Source organism: Streptomyces sp. NPDC015532 (genome assembly GCF_043078065.1).
GTDB lineage: Bacteria > Actinomycetota > Actinomycetes > Streptomycetales > Streptomycetaceae > Streptomyces.
This window is the reverse complement of sequence record NZ_JBIBSY010000001.1, coordinates 271552-295582: the sequence shown is the minus strand read 5'-3', so window position 1 is coordinate 295582 and position 24031 is coordinate 271552. Positions and strand designations below refer to the sequence as shown.

Below are 24031 nucleotides of genomic sequence, written 5' to 3'. Positions count from 1 at the left end.
AATCAGCGTACTGGTGTACGGACGCAGGACGTACGGCGGATGGTTGCGTACCGCTACGGCCTCACCTGCGGGCGCCTCTCACCCTTGCGAGGTCTTTGCCTTCTTCGGCCACAACCGTGCCGGTTTCTCCCGGGTCCAACCGACCAGGAAACGAAAGGCGGTTCTCCATGTCCGGCATCAAGCCCTCCCTCACTCCCGGCCGCGCGGTCATCGCCGCGGCCCTTCTCATCGCCGCCGGCGCCTCGGTGCCGGCCGTCGCGAGTTCCACCGCCGCGCCGCCCGCGCGCAGCGGAAGCAGCGGTCCCGCCTACGACCGCGTGGCCGACTTCTACGGCGCCTACATCGACGCCGTGACCGACGGGGACTCCGGCACCCTGAGCACCCGGCTGCGCTCCTTCTACCTGACGTCTGGGCTGCGCACCCAGCTCACCGGCTGGGAGCGCCGGCAGCACGCCGACGGGGTGCTGCGCGCCCAGGACGTGCCGAGCGCCTGGAAGGTGACGGCGGGCGACAGCGGCGCCGGGCACACCTGGTCGACGGTCCGGCTGACCTGGGGTTCAGCGCAGCACCCGACGTACACCTATCTGACGGTGCAGTCGGATCTCGCGACGAAGAAGATCTCCGGCATCAAGCCGAGGAGCTGACGGGCTCCTCGGGCTCCGGGGAACCCACGAAGGTCCGCCACAGGGCGGCGTAGCGGCCGTCCAGGCGGAGCAGTTCCTCGTGGGTGCCGTCCTCGGCGACCCGGCCGTGGTCCATGAGCACGACCCGGTCCGCGCGGGCGGCCGTCGTCAGCCGGTGGGCGACCACCAGCGTCGTACGGCGGCCCGCAAGCCGGTCGGTGGCCTGGTTGACCAGGGCCTCGGTCGCCAGGTCCAGCGCCGCCGTCGCCTCGTCGAGCAGCAGCACGTCCGGGTCGACCAGCTCGGCGCGGGCCAGCGCGATGAGCTGGCGCTGGCCGGCCGAGAGGTTCCGGCCGCGCTCGGCGACCTCGTGGAGATAGCCGCCGTCCAGGGTGGCGATCATCTCGTGGGCGCCGACCGCGCGGGCGGCGGCCTCCACCTCGGCGTCGGCGGCGCCCGGACGGCCGTAGGCGATGGCGTCGCGGACGGTCCCCTGGAAGAGATAGGCCTCCTGGGGGACGACACCGAGGCGGTGCCGGTAGGAGGTGATGTCCAGGTCGCGCAGATCCGTGCCGTCGACCGTCACCCGCCCGGCCGTGGGGTCGTAGAACCGGGCGACCAGCTTCACCAGCGTCGACTTGCCCGCGCCGGTCTCGCCGACGAAGGCGACGGTCTGCCCGGCGGGGATGCGCAGGGACACCGCGCTGAGCGCCTCCTCGGCCTCGCCCGCGCGGCCGTACGCGAAGCCGACGTCCTCGAACGCGATCTCGCCCCGCAGCGACGTGACGTCCCGCGGCGCGTCGGCGGGCTTCGTCGAGGTCGGCTCGCGGAGCAGTTCCTGGATGCGGCCGAGCGAGACGGTGGCCTGCTGGTATCCGTCGAACACCTGCGAGAGCTGCTGCACGGGCGCGAAGAACAGGTCGATGTACAGGAGATAGGCGACCAGCGCGCCGGTGGTGAGCGTGCCGGAGTCGATCCGGTGGGCGCCCACGATCAGCACGGCCGCCGCGGCCCCCGAGGCGAGGAGCTGGACGAACGGGAAGTAGACGGAGATCAGCCACTGCCCGCGGATCCTGGCCCTGCGGTAGCTGTCGCTGCCCTCCGCGAACCGCCGCCCGCTCGCGTCCTCGCGCCGGAACGCCTGGAGGATCCGCAGCCCGGACACCGACTCCTGGAGATCGGCGTTGACCACCGAAACCCGCTCGCGGGCCAGTTCGTACGCCTTGACGCTCGCCCGGCGGAAGAAGAACGTGCCGACGACCAGCGGCGGCAGCGTCACGAAGACGACCAGCGCGAGCTGTACGTCGATCACCAGCAGGGCGCCCATGATGCCGAAGAAGGTGACGACGGAGACGAACGCGGTGACGAGCCCGGTCTGCAGGAACGTCGACAGGGCGTCCACGTCGGTCGTCATCCGGGTCATGATCCGGCCCGTGAGCTCCCGCTCGTAGTAGTCGAGTCCCAGGCGTTGGAGCTGCGCGAAGATCTTCAGGCGCAGCGCGTACAGGACCCGCTCGCCGGTGCGGCCGGTCATCCGGGTCTCGCCGATCTGCGCGGTCCACTGCACGAGCACGGTGATCAGCGCGAGCACGGCCGCCGCCCACACCGCGCCGAGCGCGAGCCGGGTGACGCCCTGGTCGATGCCGTGCCGGATCAGGATCGGCAGCAGCAGCGTCATGACCGCGTCGACGGCGACCAGCGCGAGGCTGATGAGCAGCGGGGCCCCGAAGCCGCGCAGCAGCCGGCGCAGTCCGTAGGAGTCCTCGGCCCGGACCGCGCGGGCCTCGTCGACGTCCGGGACGTCGTCGGCCGGGGGCAGCGCCTCGACCTGGGCGAGGAGCCCGGGGGTGGCGGGCATCCCTTCGAGCGCGTTGTCCCGGGGCTCGCGGTCGCCGGTCCACAGACGCGGGGTCACCCCGCGCTCGGCGTCGAACTCGGCGTCCAGCTCCTCGCGTACGGACGTGTCCTCCCGCGGCGCCGCCGGAACGGCGTGTCCCGGGGAGACGCCGCCCAGCTCGTCGGGGTCGGTGAGCAGGCGCCGGTAGAGGGCGCAGCGGTCCTGGAGTTCCTCGTGGGTGCCGATGTCGGCGAGCCGGCCTCCGTCGAGGACGGCGATGCGGTCGGCGAGGTTGAGGGTGGAGCGGCGGTGCGCGATCAGCAGGGTCGTACGGCCCCGCATGACCTGCCCGAGGGCCTCGTGGATCTCGTGCTCGACCTGGGCGTCCACGGCGGAGGTGGCGTCGTCGAGAACGAGCAGCCGCGGGTCGGTGAGGATGGCGCGGGCGAGCGCGACGCGCTGGCGCTGGCCTCCGGAGAGGGTCAGGCCGTGCTCGCCGACCTTGGTGTCGTACCCGCCGGGCAGCTCGGCGATGAACCGGTGCGCCTGGGCGGCGCGGGCGGCGGTCTCGATCTCGTCCTGGGTGGCGCCAGGGCGGCCGTAGGCGATGTTGGCGCGCACGGTGTCGGAGAAGAGGAAGGAGTCCTCGGGGACGAGCCCGATCGCGGCGCGCAGGGACTCGGTCGTCAGCTCGCGGACGTCGTGCCCGCCGATCAGGACGGCGCCGCGCGTCACGTCGTAGAAGCGGGGCAGCAGCAGCGAGACCGTCGACTTGCCCGAGCCGGAGGAGCCGACGACGGCGAGGGTCTCGCCGGGCCGGATCTCGAAGCTCAGCCCGTCCAGGACGGGGCGGTCCCTGGTGTACCCGAAGGACACGTCGTCGAACTCGACGGTGGCGGGCGCGTCGGCCGGCAGGGTCTTGGTGCCGTCCTTGATCGACGGTTCGGTGTCGATGAGCTCCAGCACGCGCTCGGCACCCGCGCGGGCCTGCTGTCCGACGGTCAGCACGACGGCCAGCATCCGTACCGGTCCGACGAGCTGCGCGAGGTAGGTGGAGAAGGCCACGAAGGTGCCCAGCGTGATCTGGCCGCGTACGGCCAGCCAGCCGCCGAGCGCGAGCATCGCGACCTGGCCGAGGGCGGGCACCGCCTGGAGGGCCGGGGTGTACCTGGCGTTGAGCCGGATGGTCCGCAGCCGGCCCGCGAAGAGCCGCCGCCCGACCTCGCGCAGCTTGCCGGTCTCCTGGTCCTCCTGCCCGAAGCCCTTCACCACCCGGACGCCGCTGACGGCGCCGTCGACGACACCCGCCACGGCGGCGGCCTGTGCCTGCGCGTACCAGGTGGCGGGGTGCAGCCGGGAGCGGCTGCGTCGGGCGACGACCCACAGGGCCGGGGCGACGGCCAGCGCGACCAGGGTCAGCGGCAGGGACAGCGCGGCCATGATTCCGAGGGAGATCAGGAAGAGCAGGACGTTCCCGATGGTCATCGGGAGCATGAACAGCAGACCCTGGATGAGCTGGAGGTCACTGGTCGCGCGGCCCACGACCTGCCCGGTGGACAGCTCGTCCTGGCGCCGCCCGTCCAGCCGGGTGATCGTCTCGTACATGTCGGTCCGCAGATCGTGCTGGACGTCGAGGGCGAGCCGGCCGCCGTAGTAGCGGCGGACGAAGGTGAGGGCGTAGACGAGGACGGCGGCGCCGAGCAGCGCTCCCGCCCAGGGGGCCATGCCGCGGCTGTGGTCACCGATGACGTCGTCGATGACCACCTTGGTGATCAGCGGGACCACCGCCATCACGGCCATGCCGCCCAGCGAGGAGCCGAGCGCGAGCACCACGTCCTTCGGGTACCGCCAGGCGTACCCGGCGAGCCGCCGCGCCCATCCCCGTTCCGTCGCCACTCCGGCACCTTCCGTAGATCTCACTCCGCCGGAAGGCACCAACACCGAGCGAAGCGGATTTCATCCCTCCGCAACAAAAGCGTCCGCCCGCCGGGCAGGAGTGCCGGGCGGGCGGACGACGGACCGGGGACCGCGGAGTGCGTACCGCGAGCCCCTCGGGCCACGGATGCCGACGGACGTGACGACGCGGGGTACGGCCCCGGTCAGCCCGCCGGGACGGCCGGGAAGGCCTCCGCCGGCCGCGTGGTCGGCGTGAACCGCTGGGGCGCGACGGTGGTCGGCACGAGGTCCTTGTGGATGGCCTTGGCTACGGCCTGGATGGTGGCGACGCCGTAGTCCATGGTGCTGCTGCCGACGGTGAGCACCGACATCATGTAGTCGTGGCCGCCGCCGTTGAAGGTGCCGAGGCTGTGCACCCGCCACGCGTTGGAGGAACGCGAGAGCCAGCCGTTCTTGACGTGCACGGTGACCGTCGAGGGCGCCCCGGCCGGTGTCCCCCAGCGCTGCGAGGAGACGACCTTGTTCATGAGCTTCAGGATGTAGGCGCGCGCGTTGTCGCTCAGCACCGTGTTCTTCGCCGTGACGAGTTTGAGCAGCTTCTGCTCGTCGGTGACGTTGATCTGCGTCAGACCCCAGTAGCCGCCGGTGCCCGGCGTGGTCTTCGTCATCCCCGCGGCGGCCAGGAATCCCTTGATCTTCGTCAGACCGAGCTGGTTCCAGAGCTTGGTGGTGGAGGCGTTGTCCGACTGGGTGATCATCTTGGTGGCGAGCGACGTCTCGGTGCTCGTCAGATAGCGGTTGTGCTTCTTCGCGTCCCACAGCAGCGCGGCGAGGACGGTGACCTTCACCGTGCTGGCCGAGTCGAACGAGGTGGTGGCGCGGAGTGTGCAGGTGGTGCTGGTCGAGCGGTCGTACAGACCGACCGCGACCGTGCCCCGGCGGTTCGCGAGCGCCGCGGTGATGTCCTTCTGAAGTTTGGCGGCCAGACCGGCCTTGCCCGACGTGCAGCTGACCGTCGGCGCCGGCGCTGCGGCGGCCGGGGTCGCGGCGGCCACGAGCGGCACGATCACCGCGGCACCGAGGCTCGCTGCGAACACCCGGGCGCCCCGGGATATCCGGTGAGTCATGGAGGCTTCCCATCCCCTTGAAGCGATACGAACGCGCCAAGGGCGCGCTCGTATCGGATGACTCACAGGAACGCCCGATAGTTGTACGGGTGTTCTAAGAACGGGGATCCGGATCGCCGGGGTGCCGGAAGGCGCCTATTCGCCCACAGGCCACTCACAGGCGGCTGACAGGCCGCAGGTCACGTACACGCCGAAAGAGCGGCGGTTCCCCGGAGGCGCGCGTCACGGCACCCGCCCCGCCCGCCGGAATGCGCGTTGTCGCACCTCGGGGGCCGGCGTGCCGGCCGGCGCCGGTCCCGGCCGGCTCGGCTCCCGGCACCCGGCGCGCCTTGGCCCACTTTCGGCCGGCGGCCGGATGCGGCGGACCGCGCCCTGTTCCCTCATGTCCCGTGCGCGGCAGCCGAGTTGTTGAATCCCGACACAGAACCGACACCCTTTCTTAACCCCATCGACAGCATGTCCATGTCACCCTCCCGGTTATCCCGCTCCATTCAACCCGCGTAGAACGGACACCCCACGATGCCCGCCACGCACATAGGCCGCTGGAAGACCCTGGCGCTGAGTACCTCCGCGATCCTCATCGGCATCACCCTGCCGACGATGACCGCGACCCCCGCGAGCGCCACCACCACCGCGTACGACAGCACGTACTACAAGAACGCGGTCGGCAAGACCGGCACCAGCCTGAAGTCCTCGCTGCACACCATCATCAGCAGCCAGACCAAGATCTCGTACTCCGCGGTCTGGAACGCCCTGATGGCCACCGACCAGGACCCGAACAACAGCAACAACGTGATCCTGCTGTACAGCGGGGTCTCGCGCGCCAAGTCCCTCAACGGCGGCGACGTCGGCGACTGGAACCGCGAGCACACCTGGGCCAAGTCGCACGGCGACTTCGGCGAGGTGACCGGCCCCGGCACCGACCTGCACCACCTGCGTCCCGCGGACGTCCAGGTGAACAGCATCCGCGGCAACCTGGACTTCGACAACGGCGGCAGCGCCGTCACCAACGGCGGCGGCAGCACCGTCGACTCCGACTCCTTCGCGCCTCGCGCGGCGGACCGGGGCGACGTGGCCCGCATGATCCTCTACATGGCCGTGCGCTACGAGGGCGACGACGGCTTCGCGAACCTGGAGCCCAACGAGAAGGTCGGCAACGGCAGCAACCCCTACATGGGCAAGCTGTCCGTCCTCAAGGCATGGAACGAGGCGGACCCGCCGAGCGCCTTCGAGGAGAAGCGCAACCAGGTCATCTACGACACCTACCAGCACAACCGCAACCCGTTCATCGACCACCCGGAGTGGGTCGAGGCGATCTGGTAGACGGGCGGGCCCGGCCCGGCCCTTGCCCGTACGCCGGGGCCTCTTCCGGACGGGAGAGGCCCCGGGGTGCTCTTCCGGAACGGGAGAGGCCCCGGGGTGGCCCTCGGTCCCGGCGGGGGCGGGCCCTCAGCCCAGGTGGGTCGGCTCGAACATCCGCAGCAGCGCCGGGAGGACGACCACCGAGGGGCCGGGCGCGGCCAGGGCCCTGGTCAGATCCTCCTCCAGCGTCCCGGGGGTCGTCAGGACACCCGGGACGCCGAAGGACTCGGCGAGGGCCACGTAGTCCGGGCGGGCCAGTTCCGTGGCGGTCGCCTGGCCGAAGGCGTCGGTCATGTACTCGCGCAGGATGCCGTAGCCGCCGTCGTCGACGATCAGCCAGGTGACGTTCAGGCCGTACTGCCTGGCCGTGGCGAGTTCGGCGATCGAGTACAGCGCGCCGCCGTCGCCGGAGACCGCGAGGACGGGGCGGGTGGGATCGGCCGCCGCCGCGCCCAGCGCCGCCGGGAATCCGTAGCCGAGACCGCCCGCGCCCTGGGCGGAGTGCATGGTGTTCTTTCCGCGCGGGTCGAAGGCCGACCACGCCCAGTACGCCAGGATCGTCATGTCCCAGAAGGACGGCGAGCCGGCCGGCAGGGCCCGGCGGACGGAGGCCAGCACGTCCTGTTCCAGGATGAGTTCCTGGGCGGCGATGCGTTCCGCCACCCGCGCGAGGACCGCACTCACGCGCTCCGCCGCCGACGGGTCGGGACGTTCCCCGACCGTCTCCAGCAGCGCGGACAGCGCGAGACGGGCGTCCGCGTGGATGCCCAGCGCCGGGTGGTTGGACTCCAGCTTGCCGAGGTCGGCCTCGATCTGGATCACCCGGCCCCGGGGCTTGAACGTGTGGTAGTTCGAGGACAGTTCACCGAGGCCGGAGCCGACCACCAGCAGGACGTCCGCGTCCTCCAGGAAGTCCGTGGTGTGCCGGTCCTCCAGCCAGGACTGGAGCGAGAGCGGGTGGGTCCAGGGGAAGGCGCCCTTGCCGCCGAACGTGGTGACGACCGGCGCGTTCAGCCTCTCCGCGAGGGACTTCAGCTTGCCGGACGCGTCCGACCGGACGACACCGCCGCCCGCGATGATCGCGGGGCGGGCCGCCGAGGACAGCAAGTGGGCCGCCAGCGCGGTCAGTTCGGGACGAGGGACGAGGTCCTCGGGGGTCGCGTCCATCGCCGTGACCTGCGGCAGGTGCGTCTCGGCGAGCAGGACGTCCTGCGGGATCTCGACCCACACCGGTCCGTGCGGGGCGGTCAGCGCCGACTCCCAGGCCGCCGCGATGGCGGAGGGGATCTGCGACTGCGTACGCACGGTGTGGACGGACTTGACGACACCCCTGAACGACGCCTGCTGGTCGGGGAGTTCGTGGAGATAGCCGTGGCGGCCGCCGCCGAGTCCGGCGGTCGGGACCTGGCTGCTGATGGCGAGGACGGGGGCCGAGGCGGCGCGCGCCTCCTGGAGCGCGGCCAGCGAGGTCAGCGCCCCGGGGCCGGTGGACAGCAGCAGCGGCGCGGCCTCGCCGGTGATCCGGCCGTAGGCGTCCGCCGCGAATCCCGCGTTGTTCTCGACGCGCAGCCCGATGTACCGGAGCGAGGAGCGGCGCAGCGCGTCGAACATGCCGAGCGCGTGCTGGCCCGGCAGCCCGAAGACGGTCGTCGCGCCGAGACCGGAGAGGGTCTCCACGACCAGGTCTCCGCCGTTGCGGCCGGGGGGCGGGTTGAGCGCGGCCTCCGTCTGTGCCGCCGACGGGCGGAGAACCAGGTCGTGGTCGTGGGTCACTTGTTTCGGGCCTCCGCGATCTGGCGGGACATGATGGTGGTCAGTTCGTAGGCGGTGTGGGACGCGGCCACCGCGGTGATCTCGGCGTGGTCGTAGGCCGGGGCGACCTCGACGACGTCGGCCGAGACCAGGTTGCAGGACGAGAGTCCGCGCAGGATCTCCAGGAGCTCGCGGGAGGTCATGCCGCCTGCCTCCGGGGTGCCGGTGCCGGGCGCGTGCGCCGGGTCGAGGCAGTCGATGTCGATGGAGATGTAGAGCGGGCGGTTCCCGATGCGCTGGCGGAGCTGGTCGGCGACCTCGTCGGCGCCGCGGCGGTAGACGTCCGCCGAGGTGACGATGCCGAAGCCCATCTTCTCGTCGTCGGTGAGGTCCTGCTTGCCGTACAGCGGACCGCGGATGCCGACGTGGGAGAGCGCGGAGGTGTCGAGGATGCCCTCCTCGACGGCGCGGCGGAACGGGGTGCCGTGGGTGTACTCGGCGCCGAAGTAGGTGTCCCAGGTGTCGAGGTGCGCGTCGAAGTGGAGCAGCGCGACCGGGCCGTGCTTCTTGGCGACCGAGCGCAGCAGGGGCAGCGCGATGGTGTGGTCGCCGCCCAGGGTCATCAGGCGGGCGCCGGTGCCGAGCAGTTCGTCGGCGGCGGCCTCCACCGTCTCCACGGCCTCGTTGATGTTGAACGGGTTCGCCGCGATGTCACCGGCGTCCGCGACCTGCGCGAGGGCGAACGGGGAGGCGTCCTGCGCCGGGTTGTAGGGGCGCAGCAGCCGGGACGCCTCGCGGATCGCGTTGCCGCCGAAGCGGGCGCCCGGCCGGTACGAGACGCCGGAGTCGAACGGCACACCGACGACGGCGACGTCGGTGGTGCCGACCTCGTCGAGGCGCGGCAGCCGGGCGAAGGTCGCGGGACCGGCGTACCGCGGGACGCGGGACGAGTCGACGGGGCCGCGGGGCGTCTCGTTGCTGCTCATGAGGTATTGCCTTCTTTCCTACGCTTCGTCGCGTATGTACAACTAAGTACAAGTAATACGACTCTACTGGGGAACCGGGACCGGTTCGGACAGGGGTTCGGCGTCGCGGCCCGCGAGCCGCTCCCGCCAGGTGGCCAGCACCGCGGCGTCGGTCGCCGGCGTGGCCAGCGAGACGATCACGTACGCGGCCAGGGAGAGGATCAGTCCGTAGTAGACGGGCTCGTTGGCGAGGATGCCGTAGCCGGCCATCAGGCCGATGACGGCGACACCGCCGACGACGACGGAGGCGAGGGCGCCGTGGACCGTGCCGCGCTTCCACAGCAGACCGCCGAGGATCGGGACGAGCAGGCCGCCGACGAGCAGGTTGTAGGCGACGGTCAGCGCCTCGACGACGTTGTTGAGCGCGATCGCCGTGCAGATCACGGCGATGCCCATGACCAGGATGAAGACGCGGTTGCCCTTGACCTCGTCGTGGTCCCCGGCGTCGCGCTTCACGGCGCCGCGCAGCCGCGACCAGATGTCGTTGTTGGCGACGGTGGCACAGGCGATCAGGGCGCCGGAGGAGGTGGACATCACGGCGGCGAGGGCCGCGGCGAGCACCAGTCCGCGCACACCGACGGGGAGTTCGTCCTTGACGATGGTCGCGAAGGCGGTGTCGGCGCTGGGCAGCTTCGGGTACATGACCTTGGCCGCGGTGCCGATGACGGCGCCGGCCACGGCGTAGACCAGGCAGTAGGTGCCGGCGACCGTGCCGCCCCACTTGGCGGTCCTGTCACCGCGCGCGGTGAACACGCGCTGCCAGATGTCCTGTCCGATCAGCATGCCGAACGTGTAGATCAGGACGTAGGTGAAGATCGTCTCGCCGCCGATGCCCAGCGGGTCGAAGTACTCGGTGGGCAACTTGGCCTTCATCTCGCCGAACCCGCCGGCCTTGACGACCGCGATGGGCAGGAGCAGGAGCAGCACGCCGATCGTCTTGACCACGAACTGCACCATGTCGGTGAGGGTGATCGACCACATGCCGCCGAGCGTCGAGTACGCGACGACGATCGAGCCGCCGAGGATGATCGCGAGCGTGCGGTTCATGTCGAACAGGACGTCGAAGATCGTGGCGTACGCGATGGTCGAGGTGACCGCGAGCATCAGGGTGTACGCCCACATGACGACGCCGGAGATGACTCCGGCACGGCCGCCGTAGCGCAGGTCGAGCATCTCGGAGACGGTGTAGACCTTGAGGCGCGCGATGCGGGCGGAGAAGAAGACGGACAGGGCCAGCAGGCCGAGGCCGATGGTGAAGACCATCCAGGCCCCGGAGAGGCCGTACTGGTAGCCGAGGCCGACACCGCCGATGGTGGACGCGCCGCCCAGGACGATCGCGGCCATGGTGCCGGAGTACATGACGGGCCCGAGCCGTCGCCCCGCGACGAGGAAGTCGCTCTTGGACTTGGCGCGGCGCATGCCCCACCAGCCCATGGCCAGCATGCCGGCCAGATAGACGACGATGACTGCGTAGTCGACGGCCATGGGTCTCCTCGGGGTGCTCTGTGGCGTGTCGTGCAGGGATGTGGGGGACGAGCCGGCAACTGATCGCGGGGACATCCGCCCGTACCCGTGGCTGCCGGTCGGGACCGACACTAGGTGGCCGGAAAGCGGCTGCGAAGTGTACGTTTCATCCATTCGATCCGAACAGGATGGAGGAACTGTCCATCGTGCCGGACTCACCGTCACCGTCCGTCCCGGCCGTGTCCGTCCCGGCCGTGCCGCCGACCCCTCCGGTGCCGTTGTCGGCGCTGCTGGCCCGCGAGGACCTGGCCCTGCGCCTGATCGCCGGACCCGCGGAGCCCGACACGGTGATCCACTGGGCCCACACCTCGGAGATGGCCGACCCCTATCCGTATCTGCTGGGCGGAGAGCTGCTGCTGACCGCCGGGGTCCACGTGCCCGCCGCGGCCGGTCCCGGTGAAGGCGGCCCCGGCCCGGAGGACTACTTCGACGGCTATGTCTCCCGGATCGTCGCGGCGGGCGGAGCGGCCCTGGGGTTCGGCCTGGCTCCGGTCCACGACACCGTCCCGCCCGCCCTCGTCGCGGCCTGCGACACCTACGGGCTGCCACTGCTGGAGGTCCCGCCCCGCACGACGTTCTCCGGCGTCGCCCGTGCGGTGTGGCAGCTCATGGCCCAGGCCCGGCTGGCCGAGCTGCGCCGGGTGACCGAGGCCCAGCAGAGTCTGGCGGCCGCCGCCGCCCGCCCCGACCCGGTGCCGGCGGTACTGCGGCAGCTCGCCCGGCGGGTGAACGGCTGGGCGGTGCTGTACGGCCCGGAGGGCACGGAGCTGACCCGAGCCGGAACCGTCCCGCCGCCCGGCCCACCGGAGGCACCCCGGCCCGGCCCTGCCGCCCCCGCACCCCACCCGACCCCGGGAGACCCGGCGCCCGCCCCTCCCGGCGGCCCGACGGCTTCCGTCCGACCGGCGCAGGCAGGCCCGGCGGCTCCGGGAAACCCGGCGACCCCCGGCAGCCCACCGGCGCAGGCAGGCCCGGCGGGTCCTGGCAGCCCCGCACCTGCCGGCAGCCCGCCGGCGCAGGCAGGCCCGGCGGCTCCGGGAAACCCGCCGGCCCCCGGCAGCCCCACGCCTCCCGGCAGCCCCGTGCCTCCCGGCGGCCCGACAGTTCCGGCCTACCCGACGGCTCCGGCCGGCCCGGCGGCTCGCGTCCGTCCGGTCCGTGGGGGGTCTCCCGAGGACGTGCTCGGCGAGCTCGCCGGGGTCGTGCGGCCCCGTGACGCGCAGGGCCCCGCTCCGGCCTCGGCCACCGACACCGTGGGCGGTGTCCATCTCACGGCCTACGCCCTCGGCAGCGGCCAGGGCTTCGTCCTGGGCGTCGCCTCGCCGCGCCGCGACCCCGGCGACCACACGATCGCCTCCGTCGCGTCCGTGCTGCTCTCCCTGCTCACCGGGGAGCACCAGAGCGCGAGCGGGGCCGCGCGGTCGGCGGCCCTGGTGCGGCTGCTGCTCGGGGCGGCACCCGAGACGGTGGCCCCCCTTCTCGGCGGTGAACAGTGGGTGGTCGTGCACGCGCGCCCCGCCGGGGACGGCCCCGCCCCGGACGCCGTCTCCGCGTCCGCGCTGGCCGCCGCGCTGGGCTCCGCGCTGGTGGACACCGGCGGCGACGTCGTCCGCGTCCTCGTCCCCGGTGACCGAGCGCCCGCCGCGCAGCCGGGCTGGACCTGCGGGGTCAGCGCGCCCGCCGGCCCGCACGGGTGGGCGGCCGCCGACACCCAGGCGGCGCGCGCGCTGGCCCGCGCCCGCGCCACCCGGGCGGCCCTGGTCCGGCACGGCGACCGTCCCGCACTCGCCGACCTCGTCCCCCCGGCGGACGCCGAGGCCCACGCCCAGGCCCTCCTCGCCCCCGTCTCCGGGACCCCGGCCCTGACCGAGACGCTGCGCGCCTGGCTCTCCCTGCACGGCAGTTGGGACCGCACCGCGGTGGCCCTCTCCGTCCACCGCAACACCGTCCGCCAACGCATCGCCCGCTGCGCCGCGTTGCTGGGCACGGACCTCGACGACCCGGACGTACGCATGGAGTTGTGGTTCGCGCTCAGGGAGGACGGAACGCGGGTCGCGCCGGACGGCCCCGCGGCCCGAACACCCGAGTGACGCACGTCCCAGCGACCGGGACGGCCGCGCCCGGGGCCCAAAAGCACCGGCACAATGGGGGTATGCCGATACCCGGGACGCCCAGCCGCGCCGAACTCGTCGACCATCTCGTGAAGACCCGCATCGCGGGGGATGTCGCCACGCCCCGCGAGAACAACCTCTCCCACTACCGCAAGCTGGCGAACGGGGAGCGCAACTGGTGGCTCGGACTGGAACTCGGCGACCGCTGGGCCGACGAGCAGGACGTGCTCGCGGTGATGGCGGAGCGGGTCGGCGTCAACGACGATCCCGAGTACCGCTACGGCCAGGACACCATCGACCCCGAGCTGACCGTGGACGCGCTGGACCGCCTCGCGGGACGGCTGCGCAAGGCGGCGGAGGACCGTCAGCGGGTGCTGTTCGCGACCGGTCACCCGGGCGGTCTGCTGGACGTGCACCGGGCCACGGCCGCCGCCCTGCGCGCCGCCGGCTGCGAGATCGTGGTGATCCCGGACGGCCTCCAGACGGACGAGGGTTACGTCATGCAGTTCGCGGACGTGGCGGTCCTGGAGCACGGCGCCACGCTGTGGCACACGCACTCGGGCGAGCCGATGCGCGCGATCCTCACCGCGCTGGAGCGGGAGGGCCGCCCGCTGCCCGACCTGGTCGTGGCCGACCACGGCTGGGCCGGCTACGCGGGCCGCCACGGTGTCGACTCCGTCGGCTACGCCGACTCCAACGACCCGGCGCTCTTCCTCGCCGAGTCGGAGGGCACGCTCCAGGTCGTGGTCCCGCTCGACGACCACGTCCTCAGCCCGCGCCACTACGACCCGATGACGGCGTACCTGCTCAGAGAGGCCGGCCTCGCCTGAGCCTCCTCGGACACCGGCCCGGATCCCGGCGACCGGTCCGGGGGCGCGCCCGGCGCGGGCGGGCTCCCGGACGGCGTCCGCCGCCCCGCGCCATCGGCCCGCGCGGCGCGGGCCCCGCTCACGGCCAGGGATTCAGCCCCTCGGACCGCCGCTGGGCACCGCCCGGTGTCGGGTCCAGGTACACCCTGCTCACCGAGGGGAACACCGACCGGATCCGGTCCTCGGCCCGCTCGCAGGCCCACTCGATCTGGGCCGCGGTCGACGCGTCCCGGAAGTCGACCTTGGCGGCGACGAGCGCCTCGCGCGGCCCCTGTACGAGCGTGATCAGCTCCAGTACGGCCTCCACGTGCTCCACGTCCAGCAGCTCCGCCCGGATCCGCTCCCGCATCGGCCTGGGCAGCGGCCGTCCGATCAGCAGCTCCGCGTTGGAACGGCCGAGCACCCAGGCGACGTAGAGCAGCAGGAGTCCGATGAGCAGCGAGGCGACGCCGTCCCAGACGCCCGATCCGGTGAGCTGGCCGCCGAGCAGGCCACCCGCGGCGAGCACCAGGCCGACCAGCGCGGCCGAGTCCTCCATGACGACGGCCTTCACCGCGGTGTCGGGGGTGCGCCGGAGGTAGGCCCGGAAGGGGACGTCGAGGCGGGCGGCCTCACCGCGCGCCTGCCGCAGTCCCGTCCGCAGGGAGAAGCCCTCCAGCAGGAAGGCGACGGCCAGCACGATGTACGACACGAGCGGGTCGCCGAGCTCCTCCCCCGCGACCAGGGTGTGGACGCCGTCGTAGATCGAGAAGACCGCGCCGCCGACGAAGGTGGCGACGGCGGCGAGCAGGGCCCAGATGTAGCGCTCGGGTCCGTAGCCGAGCGGATGGTCCTCGTCCGCCGGCTTCTCGCTCCGTTTCAGCGCCGTGAGCAGCAGCAGCTCGGTGACGGTGTCGGCGACGGAGTGGGCTGCCTCGGACAGCATCGCGCTGGAGCCGCTGATGACACCGGCGACCGCCTTGGCGAGGGCGATCCCGAGATTGGCGACGGCGGCGACGATCACCGTGAAGACGCTCTCGCCGCCGCCGGAGTCCTGCGCTGCGTCAGTCATGCCCCAGTCTTACCGGGCCACGGCTACCGGGGGACGCGGACCACGCCCTCCTGGATCACCGAGATGGCCAGCCGGCCGTCCTGGGTGTAGATGCGCGCCTGGCCGAGGCCCCGGCCGCCCGAGGCGGACGGCGACTCCTGGTCGTACAGCAGCCATTCGTCGGCGCGGAAGGGGCGGTGGAACCACATGGCGTGGTCGAGCGAGGCGCCGACGACGTCGCCGGTCACCCAGCCGCCGCGCCCGTGCGCGAGCAGGATGGAGTCGAGGAGTGTCATGTCCGAGACGTAGGTCGCGAGGACGACGTGCAGCAGCGGGTCGTCCGCGAGTTTGCCGTTGGTGCGGAACCACACCTGGGAGCGCGGCTCGCGGGCCTCGCCGACGGTGGCGTACGGCGGCGCGTCGACATAGCGCAGATCGACGGACTCCCGGGCCTCCAGGATGCGTTCCACGACCTCGGCGTCGGTGAAGACGTCGGCGTACAGCGGAAGGAGTTCGGCGGCCGTGGGCAGCGTCTCCGGGTCGGGCGCGGGCGGCATCGGCGCCTGGTGCTCCATGCCCTCCTCGTACGCCTGGAAGGACGCGGAGAGATGGAAGATCGGCTGTCCGTGCTGGACCGCGACCACCCGGCGGGTGGTGAAGGAGCGGCCGTCGCGGATGCGGTCCACCGAGTACACGATGGGCGCGCCGGGGTCGCCGATCCGCAGGAAGTACGCGTGCAGGGAGTGGGCGAGCCGGTCCTCGGGGACCGTGCGCCCGGCGGCCACGAGTGCCTGCGCCGCCACCTGTCCGCCGAAGACCCGGGGGACGACGGCGGACCGTGAACGGCCGCGGAAGATGTCCTCCTCGATCCGCTCGAGGTCGAGCAGATCGAGGAGGGACTGAAGTGCCTCGCTCATAAGGCAGTTGTACCGCGCAGTCTTTTCTCGGACCTTACAGGCCCATGTCCTTGGCGATGATCGTCTTCATGATCTCGCTGGTGCCGCCGTAGATGCGGTTGACCCGGTTGTCCGCGTACAGACGGGCGATCGGGTACTCGTTCATGAAGCCGTAGCCGCCGTGGAGCTGGAGGCAGCGGTCGATGACGCGGTGCGCGACCTCGGTGCAGAAGAGCTTCGCGCTGGCGGCCTCGGCCGGGGTCAGCTCGCCGGCGTCCAGGGCCTCCAGGGCGCGGTCGGCGACGGCCTCGGCCGCGTCCACCTCGGCCTGGCAGGCGGCCAGCTCGAACTTGGTGTTCTGGAAGGACGCGACGGTCTTGCCGAAGACGGTGCGCTCCTGGACGTACTCCTTGGCGAACCGCACGGCGGCCTTGGCCTGCGCGTAGGCGCCGAAGGCGATGCCCCAGCGCTCGGAGGCGAGGTTGTGGCCGAGGTAGGAGAAGCCCTTGTTCTCCTCGCCGAGCAGGTCCTCGACGGGCACCTTCACGTCGACGAACGCCAGCTCGGCGGTGTCGGAGGTCTTCAGGCCGAGCTTGTCCAGCTTGCGGCCGATGGAGTAGCCCTCGGACTTGGTGTCCACAGCGAACAGGGAGATGCCGAAGCGGCGGTCCTCGGCGGTGGGCGCGGAGGTGCGGGCGCAGACGATCACGCGGTCGGCGTGGACGCCACCGGTGATGAAGGTCTTGGAGCCGTTGAGGACGTAGTGCGTGCCGTCCTCGGAGAGCCTGGCGGTGGTCTTCATGCCCGCGAGGTCGGAGCCGGTGCCCGGCTCGGTCATCGCGAGGGCCCACATCTCCTCGCCGCTGACGAACTTCGGCAGGAAGCGCTTCTTCTGCTCGTCGGTGGCGAGCGACTTGAGGTAGGGCAGGCCGAGCAGCACGTGCACACCGGAGCCGCCGAACTGGACACCGGCGCGCGCGGTCTCCTCGTACATCACGGCCTCGAACTTGTACGAGTCGATGCCGGCGCCGCCGAACTCCTCGTCCACGCGGATGCCGAAGACGCCGAGCTCGGCGAGCTTGTAGTAGAAGTCGCGCGGCGCCTGGCCGGCGGCGAACCACTCGTCGTAGACCGGGACGACCTCGGCCTCGATGAAGGCGCGCAGGGTCTCCCGGAACGCCTCGTGGTCCTCGTTGAACACAGTACGGCGCACCGCCGCCACCTCCGCCTGGATACCTTGGGTTATTTCTAAGCGCTTGCTCAGATACGAGGTTACCCGTCGGTCACGAGCGCCGTCCAGGGGTCGCCCCCCGAGACGCTCGTCACGCCCCGGGAACCACGGGAGCCTCGGGAGCCACGGCCGCCGCGCCGAAAGCGCCCCGCGCCATCCGGTGCAGCAGCTCGGCGGTCCCCGCCCGCCCGGGCAGCGCGCCCGGCCGCCCCAGGTGAGGGGTCGAGTTCAGCAGCCCGAAGACCGAGTGCACGGCCGAACGGGCGGCGGGCTCGGTGAGCTCGGGGTACACGTCGCGGACCACCTCCACCCACAGCTCGACGTACTGGCGCTGGAGCTGGCGCACGAGCTTGCGGTCGCTGTCCCGCAGGCGGTCCAGCTCGCGGTCGTGCAGGGTGATCAGAGGGCGGTCGTCGAGCGCGAAGTCGATGTGCCCCTCGATGAGCGAGTCGAGGAGACACCCGGCGCCGCCCTCGGCCTCCGCCACCCTGCGCCGGCCGCCCGTGAGCAGCTGCCCGCTGATCCCCACCAGCAGCTCGGCGAGCATCGCGTCCTTGCCGGCGAAGTGCCGGTAGAGACCCGGGCCGCTGATTCCGACCGCCGCCCCTATCTCATCCACTCCCACACCGTGGAAACCGCGCTCGGCGAAGAGCCGCGCGGCCTCCCTGAGGATCTGCTCGCGCCGGCTGGGGGCGTCGGTTCTCGTGGCCATGAAAACAATTCTAGACATCGGGGTTAGCGGTCGTTAACCTGAAGGAGTTGCGTTAACGCTCATTAACTGGTCGACCACTGGTGAGGGGACCGCAGGATGCAAGAGGCACCGGAGCTGACGAGCGCGGCAGATCCCGCGTCGGAGGCCTGGAGGGCCAACGAGGCGGCGCACCGCGCGCTGGGCGAGGAGCTGCGCCACAAGCTGGCCGCGGCGCGGCTCGGCGGCGGCGAGAAGGCACGTGCGCGGCACACCGCGCGCGGCAAGCTGCTGCCCCGCGACCGTGTGGACGCCCTGCTCGACCCCGGCTCGCCGTTCCTGGAGCTGGCGCCGCTCGCCGCCGACGGGATGTACGACGGGGCGGCCCCGGCCGCCGGCGTCATCGCCGGGATCGGCCGGGTGAGCGGGCGCGAGTGCGTGATCGTCGCCAACGACGCCACCGTCAAGGGCGGCACGTACTACCCGATGACGGTGAAGAAGCACCTGCGCGCCCAGGAGGTGGCGCTGGAGAACCGTCTGCCCTGTCTGTATCTCGTCGACTCCGGAGGCGCCTTCCTGCCCATGCAGGACGAGGTGTTCCCCGACCGTGAGCACTTCGGGCGGATCTTCTACAACCAGGCGCGGATGTCCGGCGCCGGGATCCCGCAGATCGCGGCCGTCCTCGGCTCCTGCACGGCCGGCGGCGCGTATGTGCCGGCGATGAGCGACGAGGCCGTGATCGTCCGCAACCAGGGGACGATCTTCCTGGGCGGGCCCCCGCTGGTGAAGGCCGCCACCGGTGAGGTGGTGACCGCCGAGGAACTGGGCGGCGGCGAGGTCCACTCCCGGATCTCCGGCGTCACCGACCACCTCGCCGAGGACGACGCGCACGCGCTGCGGATCGTGCGCACCATCGTCGCCACGCTTCCAGCTCGCGGGAAACTCCCCTGGGAGGTCGCCGCGGCGGCGGAGCCCAAGGTCGACCCGTACGGGCTGTACGGCGCGGTGCCGGTCGACTCCCGCACTCCCTACGACGTGCGCGAGGTCATCGCGCGCGTGGTCGACGGTTCGCGTTTCGCCGAGTTCAAGGCCGAGTTCGGGCAGACCCTGGTCACCGGCTTCGCGCGGATCCACGGGCACCCGGTCGGGATCGTCGCCAACAACGGCATCCTGTTCTCCGAGTCGGCCCAGAAGGGCGCCCACTTCATCGAGCTGTGCGACCAGCGCGGCATCCCGCTGGTGTTCCTCCAGAACATCTCCGGATTCATGGTGGGCCGCCAGTACGAGGCCGGCGGCATCGCCAAGCACGGCGCGAAGATGGTCACGGCCGTCGCCTGCACCCGCGTGCCGAAGCTGACCGTCGTGATCGGCGGTTCGTACGGCGCGGGCAACTACTCGATGTGCGGCCGGGCGTACTCGCCGCGCTTCCTGTGGATGTGGCCGGGCGCCAAGATCTCCGTGATGGGCGGCGAGCAGGCCTCGTCGGTCCTCGCGACCGTCAAGCGCGACCAGATCGAGGCGCGCGGCGAGTCCTGGCCGGCCGCGGACGAAGAGGACTTCAAGGACCCGATCCGCCGGCAGTACGAGCAGCAGGGCAACGCCTACTACGCGAGCGCCCGCCTCTGGGACGACGGTGTGATCGACCCGATGGAGACCCGGCAGGTCCTCGGACTCGCCTTGACCGCCTGCGCCAACGCGCCCCTGGGTGACCCCCAGTTCGGCGTCTTCCGGATGTGAGGGGACCCATGTTCGACACAGTGCTCGTGGCCAACCGGGGTGAGATCGCCGTACGCGTCATCCGCACCCTGCGCGCGCTCGGCGTGCGCTCGGTGGCCGTCTTCTCTGACGCGGACGCGGACGCCCGGCATGTCCGGGAGGCCGACACGGCGGTGCGGATCGGACCGGCGCCCGCTTCGGAGAGCTATCTGTCGGTGGAGCGGCTGCTGGAGGCGGCGGCCCGCACCGGCGCCCAGGCGGTGCACCCGGGGTACGGCTTCCTCGCCGAGAACGCCGCCTTCGCGCGGGCCTGCGCGGAGGCCGGACTGGTCTTCATCGGCCCGTCCGCCGAGGCGATCTCCCTGATGGGCGACAAGATCCGCGCCAAGGAGACGGTGAAGGCGGCCGGAGTCCCGGTCGTCCCCGGCTCCTCGGGCAGCGGTCTGACGGACGCGGAGCTGATCGCGGCCGCCCGCGAGATCGGCGTCCCGGTGCTCCTGAAGCCGAGCGCGGGCGGTGGCGGCAAGGGCATGCGCCTGGTGCGCGACACCGCGGTCCTGGCCGACGAGATCGCCGCCGCCCGACGCGAGGCACGGGCCTCCTTCGGCGACGACACGCTTCTCGTCGAGCGCTGGGTCGACCGGCCCCGGCACATCGAGATCCAGGTCCTGGCGGACGGGCACGGCAACGTCGTGCACCTGGGCGAGCGCGAGTGCTCCCTCCAGCGCCGCCACCAGAAGATCATCGAGGAGGCGCCCAGCGTGCTCCTCGACCCCGCCACGCGCGCCGCGATGGGCGAGGCGGCCGTCCAGGCGGCCCGCTCCTGCGGCTACCGGGGCGCGGGCACGGTCGAGTTCATCGTCCCCGGCGGCGACCCGTCCTCGTACTACTTCATGGAGATGAACACCCGCCTCCAGGTGGAGCACCCGGTCACCGAGCTGGTGACCGGCCTCGACCTCGTCGAGTGGCAGCTGCGGGTCGCCGCCGGCGAGCACCTGCCGTACGCGCAGGAGGACATCAGCCTCACCGGGCACGCGGTGGAGGCCCGGATCTGCGCCGAGGACCCGGCGCGCGGCTTCCTCCCCTCCGGCGGCACGGTGCTCGCGCTGCGCGAGCCCCAGGGCGACGGGGTGCGCACCGACTCGGGCCTCTCCGAGGGCACCGAGGTCGGCAGCCTCTACGACCCGATGCTCTCCAAGGTCATCGCGTACGGCCCCGACCGCCCGACGGCGCTGCGCAGGCTCCGGGCCGCGCTCGCCGACACGGTCACCCTGGGCGTCCAGACGAACGCGGGCTTCCTGCGCCGTCTGCTGGCCCACCCGGACGTGGTGGCCGGCGACCTGGACACCGGTCTGGTCGAGCGGGAGGCCGACGGTCTGGTCAGCGCCGAGGTGCCCGAGGAGGTGTACGAGGCGGCGGCGGCCGTCCGGCTGGCCGCTCTGGCCCCGTCGGGCGAGGGCTGGACCGACCCGTTCTCGGTGCCGAGCGGATGGCGGCTCGGCGGCACACCGAAGCCGGTGGGCTTCTGCCTGCGCGTCCTCGACCCCGTGGAGTACACCCCGCGCGGCACCCACACGGTGACCGCCGACCGCGTCGCGGTGACCCTCGACGGGGTGCGGCACACCTTCCACCGCGCCGCCGACTGGATCGGCCGCGACGGCGACGCCTGGCACGTGCGTGATCACGACCCGGTGGCCGCCTCGCTCACCGGATCCGCGCACGCCGGTGCCGACTCGCTGACCGCGCCCATGCCCGGCACGGTCACCGTCGTGAAGGTCGCCGTCGGCGACGAGGTGACCGCCGGACAGAGCCTGCTCGTGGTCGAGGCGATGAAGATGGAGCACGTCATCTCCGCGCCGCACGCCGGGACCGTCAGCGAGCTGGACGTCACCCCGGGCACGACGGTCGCCATGGACCAGATCCTGGCGGTCATCACCCCCGCGGAGGAGGCGGAGACGGCATGAGCACTTCCGAACTGGGCCTGCCGATGGCCGTACCGGCCCAGGGCCTGCCCGCCCGGGTGCGGATCTACGAGGTCGGCGCGCGCGACGGGCTCCAGAACGAGAAGGCGACCGTGCCGACCGAGGTGAAGGCGGAGTTCATCCGCCGCCTCGCGGACTCGGGGCTGACCACGATCGAGGCGACCAGCTTCGTCCACCCCAAGTGGGTTCCCCAACTGGCCGACGCGGAACAGCTGTTCCCTCAGATCGCCGGCCTGCCGGTGGCGCTTCCGGTGCTGGTGCCGAACGAGCGCGGGCTGGAGCGGGCGCTGGCGCTCGGCGCCCGGCACGTGGCCGTCTTCGCCAGCGCGACGGAGTCCTTCGCCAAGGCCAACCTCAACCGGACGGTCGACGAGTCGCTCGCCATGTTCGAGCCGGTGGTGAGCCGCGCCAAGGCCGCGAACCTCACGGTCCGCGGCTACATCTCGATGTGCTTCGGCGACCCCTGGGAGGGCCCGGTCCCGGTCCATCAGGTCGTCCGCGTCTCCAAGGCGCTGAGGGACATGGGCTGTGACGAGCTGAGCCTCGGCGACACGATCGGCGTGGCGACGCCGGGCCATGTGCAGGCCCTGCTCGCCGCGCTGAACGAGGAGGGTGTGCCCACCGACGCGCTCGGCGTGCACTTCCACGACACCTACGGCCAGGCGCTCTCCAACACCCTGGCCGCTCTCCAGCACGGCGTCGCCACCGTCGACGCCTCCGCGGGCGGCCTCGGCGGCTGCCCGTACGCGAAGTCCGCGACGGGCAACCTCGCGACCGAAGACCTCGTATGGATGCTCCAGGGCCTCGGTATCGACACCGGGGTCGACCTCGGCCGCCTCACCGCCACAAGCGTGTGGATGGCCGGACAACTGGGCCGACCCAGCCCGTCCCGCACCGTCAAAGCACTCGGTAAAACGACTCAGTCCCACCAGGAGTGATCCGCATGTCCCTGGACCACCGCCTCTCCCCCGAGCTCGAAGAACTCCGCCGTACGGTCGAGGAGTTCGCCCACGACGTCGTGGCGCCGAAGATCGGCGACTTCTACGAGCGGCACGAGTTCCCGTACGAGATCGTGCGGGAGATGGGCCGCATGGGCCTGTTCGGCCTGCCGTTCCCCGAGGAGTACGGCGGCATGGGCGGCGACTACCTCGCGCTCGGTATCGCCCTGGAGGAGCTGGCCCGGGTCGACTCCTCCGTGGCCATCACCCTGGAGGCGGGCGTCTCGCTGGGCGCCATGCCGATCCACCTCTTCGGCACCGAGGAGCAGAAGCGGGAGTGGCTCCCGCGGCTGTGCTCCGGGGAGATCCTGGGCGCCTTCGGCCTGACCGAGCCGGACGGCGGCTCGGACGCGGGCGCGACCCGGACGACGGCCCGCCTCGACCCCGAGACGAACGAGTGGGTCATCAACGGCAGCAAGTGCTTCATCACCAACTCCGGCACGGACATCACGGGCCTGGTGACGGTCACGGCGGTCACCGGGCGCAAGCCCGACGGCAGGCCGCTGATCTCCGCGATCATCGTCCCCTCGGGCACCCCTGGGTTCACGGTCGCCGCCCCGTACTCGAAGGTCGGCTGGAACGCCTCCGACACCCGTGAGCTGTCCTTCTCGGACGTGCGCGTCCCGGCCGCCAACCTGCTCGGCGAGGAGGGCCGCGGCTACGCGCAGTTCCTGCGCATCCTGGACGAGGGCCGCGTCGCCATCGCGGCGCTGGCCACGGGTCTGGCGCAGGGCTGCGTCGACGAGTCGGTCAAGTACGCCAAGGAGCGGCACGCCTTCGGGCGTCCGATCGGCGCCAACCAGGCGATCCAGTTCAAGATCGCCGACATGGAGATGAAGGCGCACATGGCCCGGGTGGGCTGGCGCGACGCCGCGTCCCGTCTCGTCGCGGGTGAGCCCTTCAAGAAGGAGGCGGCGGTCGCCAAGCTGTACTCCTCCACGATCGCCGTCGACAACGCCCGGGACGCCACCCAGGTCCACGGCGGCTACGGCTTCATGAACGAGTACCCGGTCGCCCGTATGTGGCGCGACTCCAAGATCCTGGAGATCGGCGAGGGCACGAGCGAGGTGCAGCGGATGCTGATCGCCCGGGAGCTGGGGCTCACGGGCTGATCCCGCGCCGTGACCGCGGCTCCCGGACACCACCGGGAGCCGCGAGGGCCGCGGGACGCCGCGCCCGGCCGGACGTCAGGTCTGGTTGCCCGCTCCCGCGGTGGCCTTACGGGCAGTCAACTCCCGTCGACCTACGGACTGTTGGAGAACTCCCGGAACGGCGGAGGGAGATCGGCGGGCACACGCGCCGACCTGCGGCACGGCGGGGCCGGCTCGCGGACCCGGTGGTGGCACCCGCCCTCTGGACATGAG

At 72.0% G+C, this 24031-nt stretch carries 17 protein-coding genes; 8 read left to right on the top strand and 9 right to left on the bottom strand.

Annotation, left to right across the window (positions count from 1 at the left end):
- The first annotated feature begins 167 nt into the window (after positions 1-167).
- A complete protein-coding gene (locus tag ACF07B_RS01245; protein WP_392177323.1) occupies positions 168-644 on the top strand; it encodes a hypothetical protein in 477 nt (158 codons plus the stop codon).
- On the opposite strand, the gene ACF07B_RS01240 is transcribed toward ACF07B_RS01245, so the two are convergent.
- Positions 628-4356 (bottom strand): ABC transporter ATP-binding protein, encoded by a 3729-nt coding sequence (locus tag ACF07B_RS01240; protein ID WP_392177322.1) that lies wholly within the window; start codon positions 4354-4356, stop codon positions 628-630. The two genes, ACF07B_RS01245 and ACF07B_RS01240, sit on opposite strands and share 17 nt — an antisense overlap.
- 203 nt (positions 4357-4559) lie before the next feature.
- Entirely contained in the window at positions 4560-5483 is a 924-nt protein-coding gene (locus ACF07B_RS01235; protein ID WP_384239970.1) for a serine hydrolase, read from the bottom strand.
- 519 nt (positions 5484-6002) lie between these two features.
- Between ACF07B_RS01235 and ACF07B_RS01230 the strand changes: the two genes are divergently transcribed.
- Positions 6003-6806: an endonuclease I family protein gene (locus ACF07B_RS01230; protein ID WP_369485958.1), complete on the top strand. Its 804-nt coding sequence runs from the start codon at positions 6003-6005 to the stop codon at positions 6804-6806.
- Positions 6807-6932: 126 nt separating this feature from the next.
- Here ACF07B_RS01230 and ACF07B_RS01225 read toward each other — a convergent pair whose 3' ends face one another.
- The 3 genes from ACF07B_RS01225 to ACF07B_RS01215 form a co-directional block, all read right to left on the bottom strand.
- Positions 6933-8618, bottom strand: a complete 1686-nt coding sequence (locus tag ACF07B_RS01225; RefSeq protein ID WP_392177321.1) for a thiamine pyrophosphate-binding protein — start codon at positions 8616-8618, stop codon at positions 6933-6935.
- Positions 8615-9583 carry an agmatinase gene (speB, locus tag ACF07B_RS01220; protein ID WP_326787619.1) on the bottom strand — a complete coding sequence of 323 codons (969 nt, stop codon included), beginning with the start codon at positions 9581-9583 and terminating at the stop codon, positions 8615-8617. Before speB ends, ACF07B_RS01225 begins: the two co-directional genes overlap by 4 nt.
- Before the next feature lie 63 nt (positions 9584-9646).
- On the bottom strand, positions 9647-11107 hold the full coding sequence (locus ACF07B_RS01215) for a sodium:solute symporter (RefSeq protein ID WP_369485960.1): 1461 nt from the start codon (positions 11105-11107) through the stop codon (positions 9647-9649).
- Between the two features lie 167 nt (positions 11108-11274).
- On the opposite strand from ACF07B_RS01215, the gene ACF07B_RS01210 reads away from it, so the two are divergent.
- Positions 11275-13236, top strand: a complete 1962-nt coding sequence (locus tag ACF07B_RS01210; protein ID WP_392177320.1) for a helix-turn-helix domain-containing protein — start codon at positions 11275-11277, stop codon at positions 13234-13236.
- A gap of 62 nt (positions 13237-13298) precedes the next feature.
- Positions 13299-14087, top strand: coding sequence for a phosphatase (locus ACF07B_RS01205; protein WP_369486299.1), 789 nt, complete (start codon positions 13299-13301; stop codon positions 14085-14087).
- 118 nt (positions 14088-14205) lie between these two features.
- Here ACF07B_RS01205 and ACF07B_RS01200 read toward each other — a convergent pair whose 3' ends face one another.
- The 4 genes from ACF07B_RS01200 to ACF07B_RS01185 form a co-directional block, all read right to left on the bottom strand.
- Complete coding sequence (locus ACF07B_RS01200) at positions 14206-15177, bottom strand: cation diffusion facilitator family transporter (RefSeq protein WP_392177319.1); 972 nt, start codon at positions 15175-15177, stop codon at positions 14206-14208.
- Between the two features lie 23 nt (positions 15178-15200).
- The gene (tesB, locus tag ACF07B_RS01195) at positions 15201-16073 is read right to left on the bottom strand and encodes an acyl-CoA thioesterase II (protein ID WP_351861648.1); all 873 of its coding nucleotides are present in this window, start codon (positions 16071-16073) and stop codon (positions 15201-15203) included.
- A gap of 34 nt (positions 16074-16107) precedes the next feature.
- Complete coding sequence (locus tag ACF07B_RS01190) at positions 16108-17265, bottom strand: acyl-CoA dehydrogenase family protein (protein WP_369486301.1); 1158 nt, start codon at positions 17263-17265, stop codon at positions 16108-16110.
- A 109-nt stretch (positions 17266-17374) separates the two neighbouring features.
- A complete protein-coding gene (locus tag ACF07B_RS01185) occupies positions 17375-17995 on the bottom strand; it encodes a TetR/AcrR family transcriptional regulator (protein ID WP_369486302.1) in 621 nt (206 codons plus the stop codon).
- Between the two features lie 96 nt (positions 17996-18091).
- Between ACF07B_RS01185 and ACF07B_RS01180 the strand changes: the two genes are divergently transcribed.
- Genes ACF07B_RS01180 through ACF07B_RS01165 form a run of 4 tightly spaced genes read left to right on the top strand, consistent with a single transcriptional unit; the run spans position 18092 to position 23779 of the window.
- Positions 18092-19708, top strand: a complete 1617-nt coding sequence (locus ACF07B_RS01180; protein ID WP_369486303.1) for a carboxyl transferase domain-containing protein — start codon at positions 18092-18094, stop codon at positions 19706-19708.
- An 8-nt stretch (positions 19709-19716) separates the two neighbouring features.
- Complete coding sequence (locus ACF07B_RS01175; RefSeq protein WP_392177318.1) at positions 19717-21651, top strand: acetyl/propionyl/methylcrotonyl-CoA carboxylase subunit alpha; 1935 nt, start codon at positions 19717-19719, stop codon at positions 21649-21651.
- Positions 21648-22607 carry a hydroxymethylglutaryl-CoA lyase gene (locus ACF07B_RS01170; protein ID WP_392177317.1) on the top strand — a complete coding sequence of 320 codons (960 nt, stop codon included), beginning with the start codon at positions 21648-21650 and terminating at the stop codon, positions 22605-22607. Before ACF07B_RS01175 ends, ACF07B_RS01170 begins: the two co-directional genes overlap by 4 nt.
- 11 nt (positions 22608-22618) lie before the next feature.
- A complete protein-coding gene (locus ACF07B_RS01165; RefSeq protein ID WP_369486306.1) occupies positions 22619-23779 on the top strand; it encodes an acyl-CoA dehydrogenase family protein in 1161 nt (386 codons plus the stop codon).
- Positions 23780-24031: the final 252 nt, after the last annotated feature.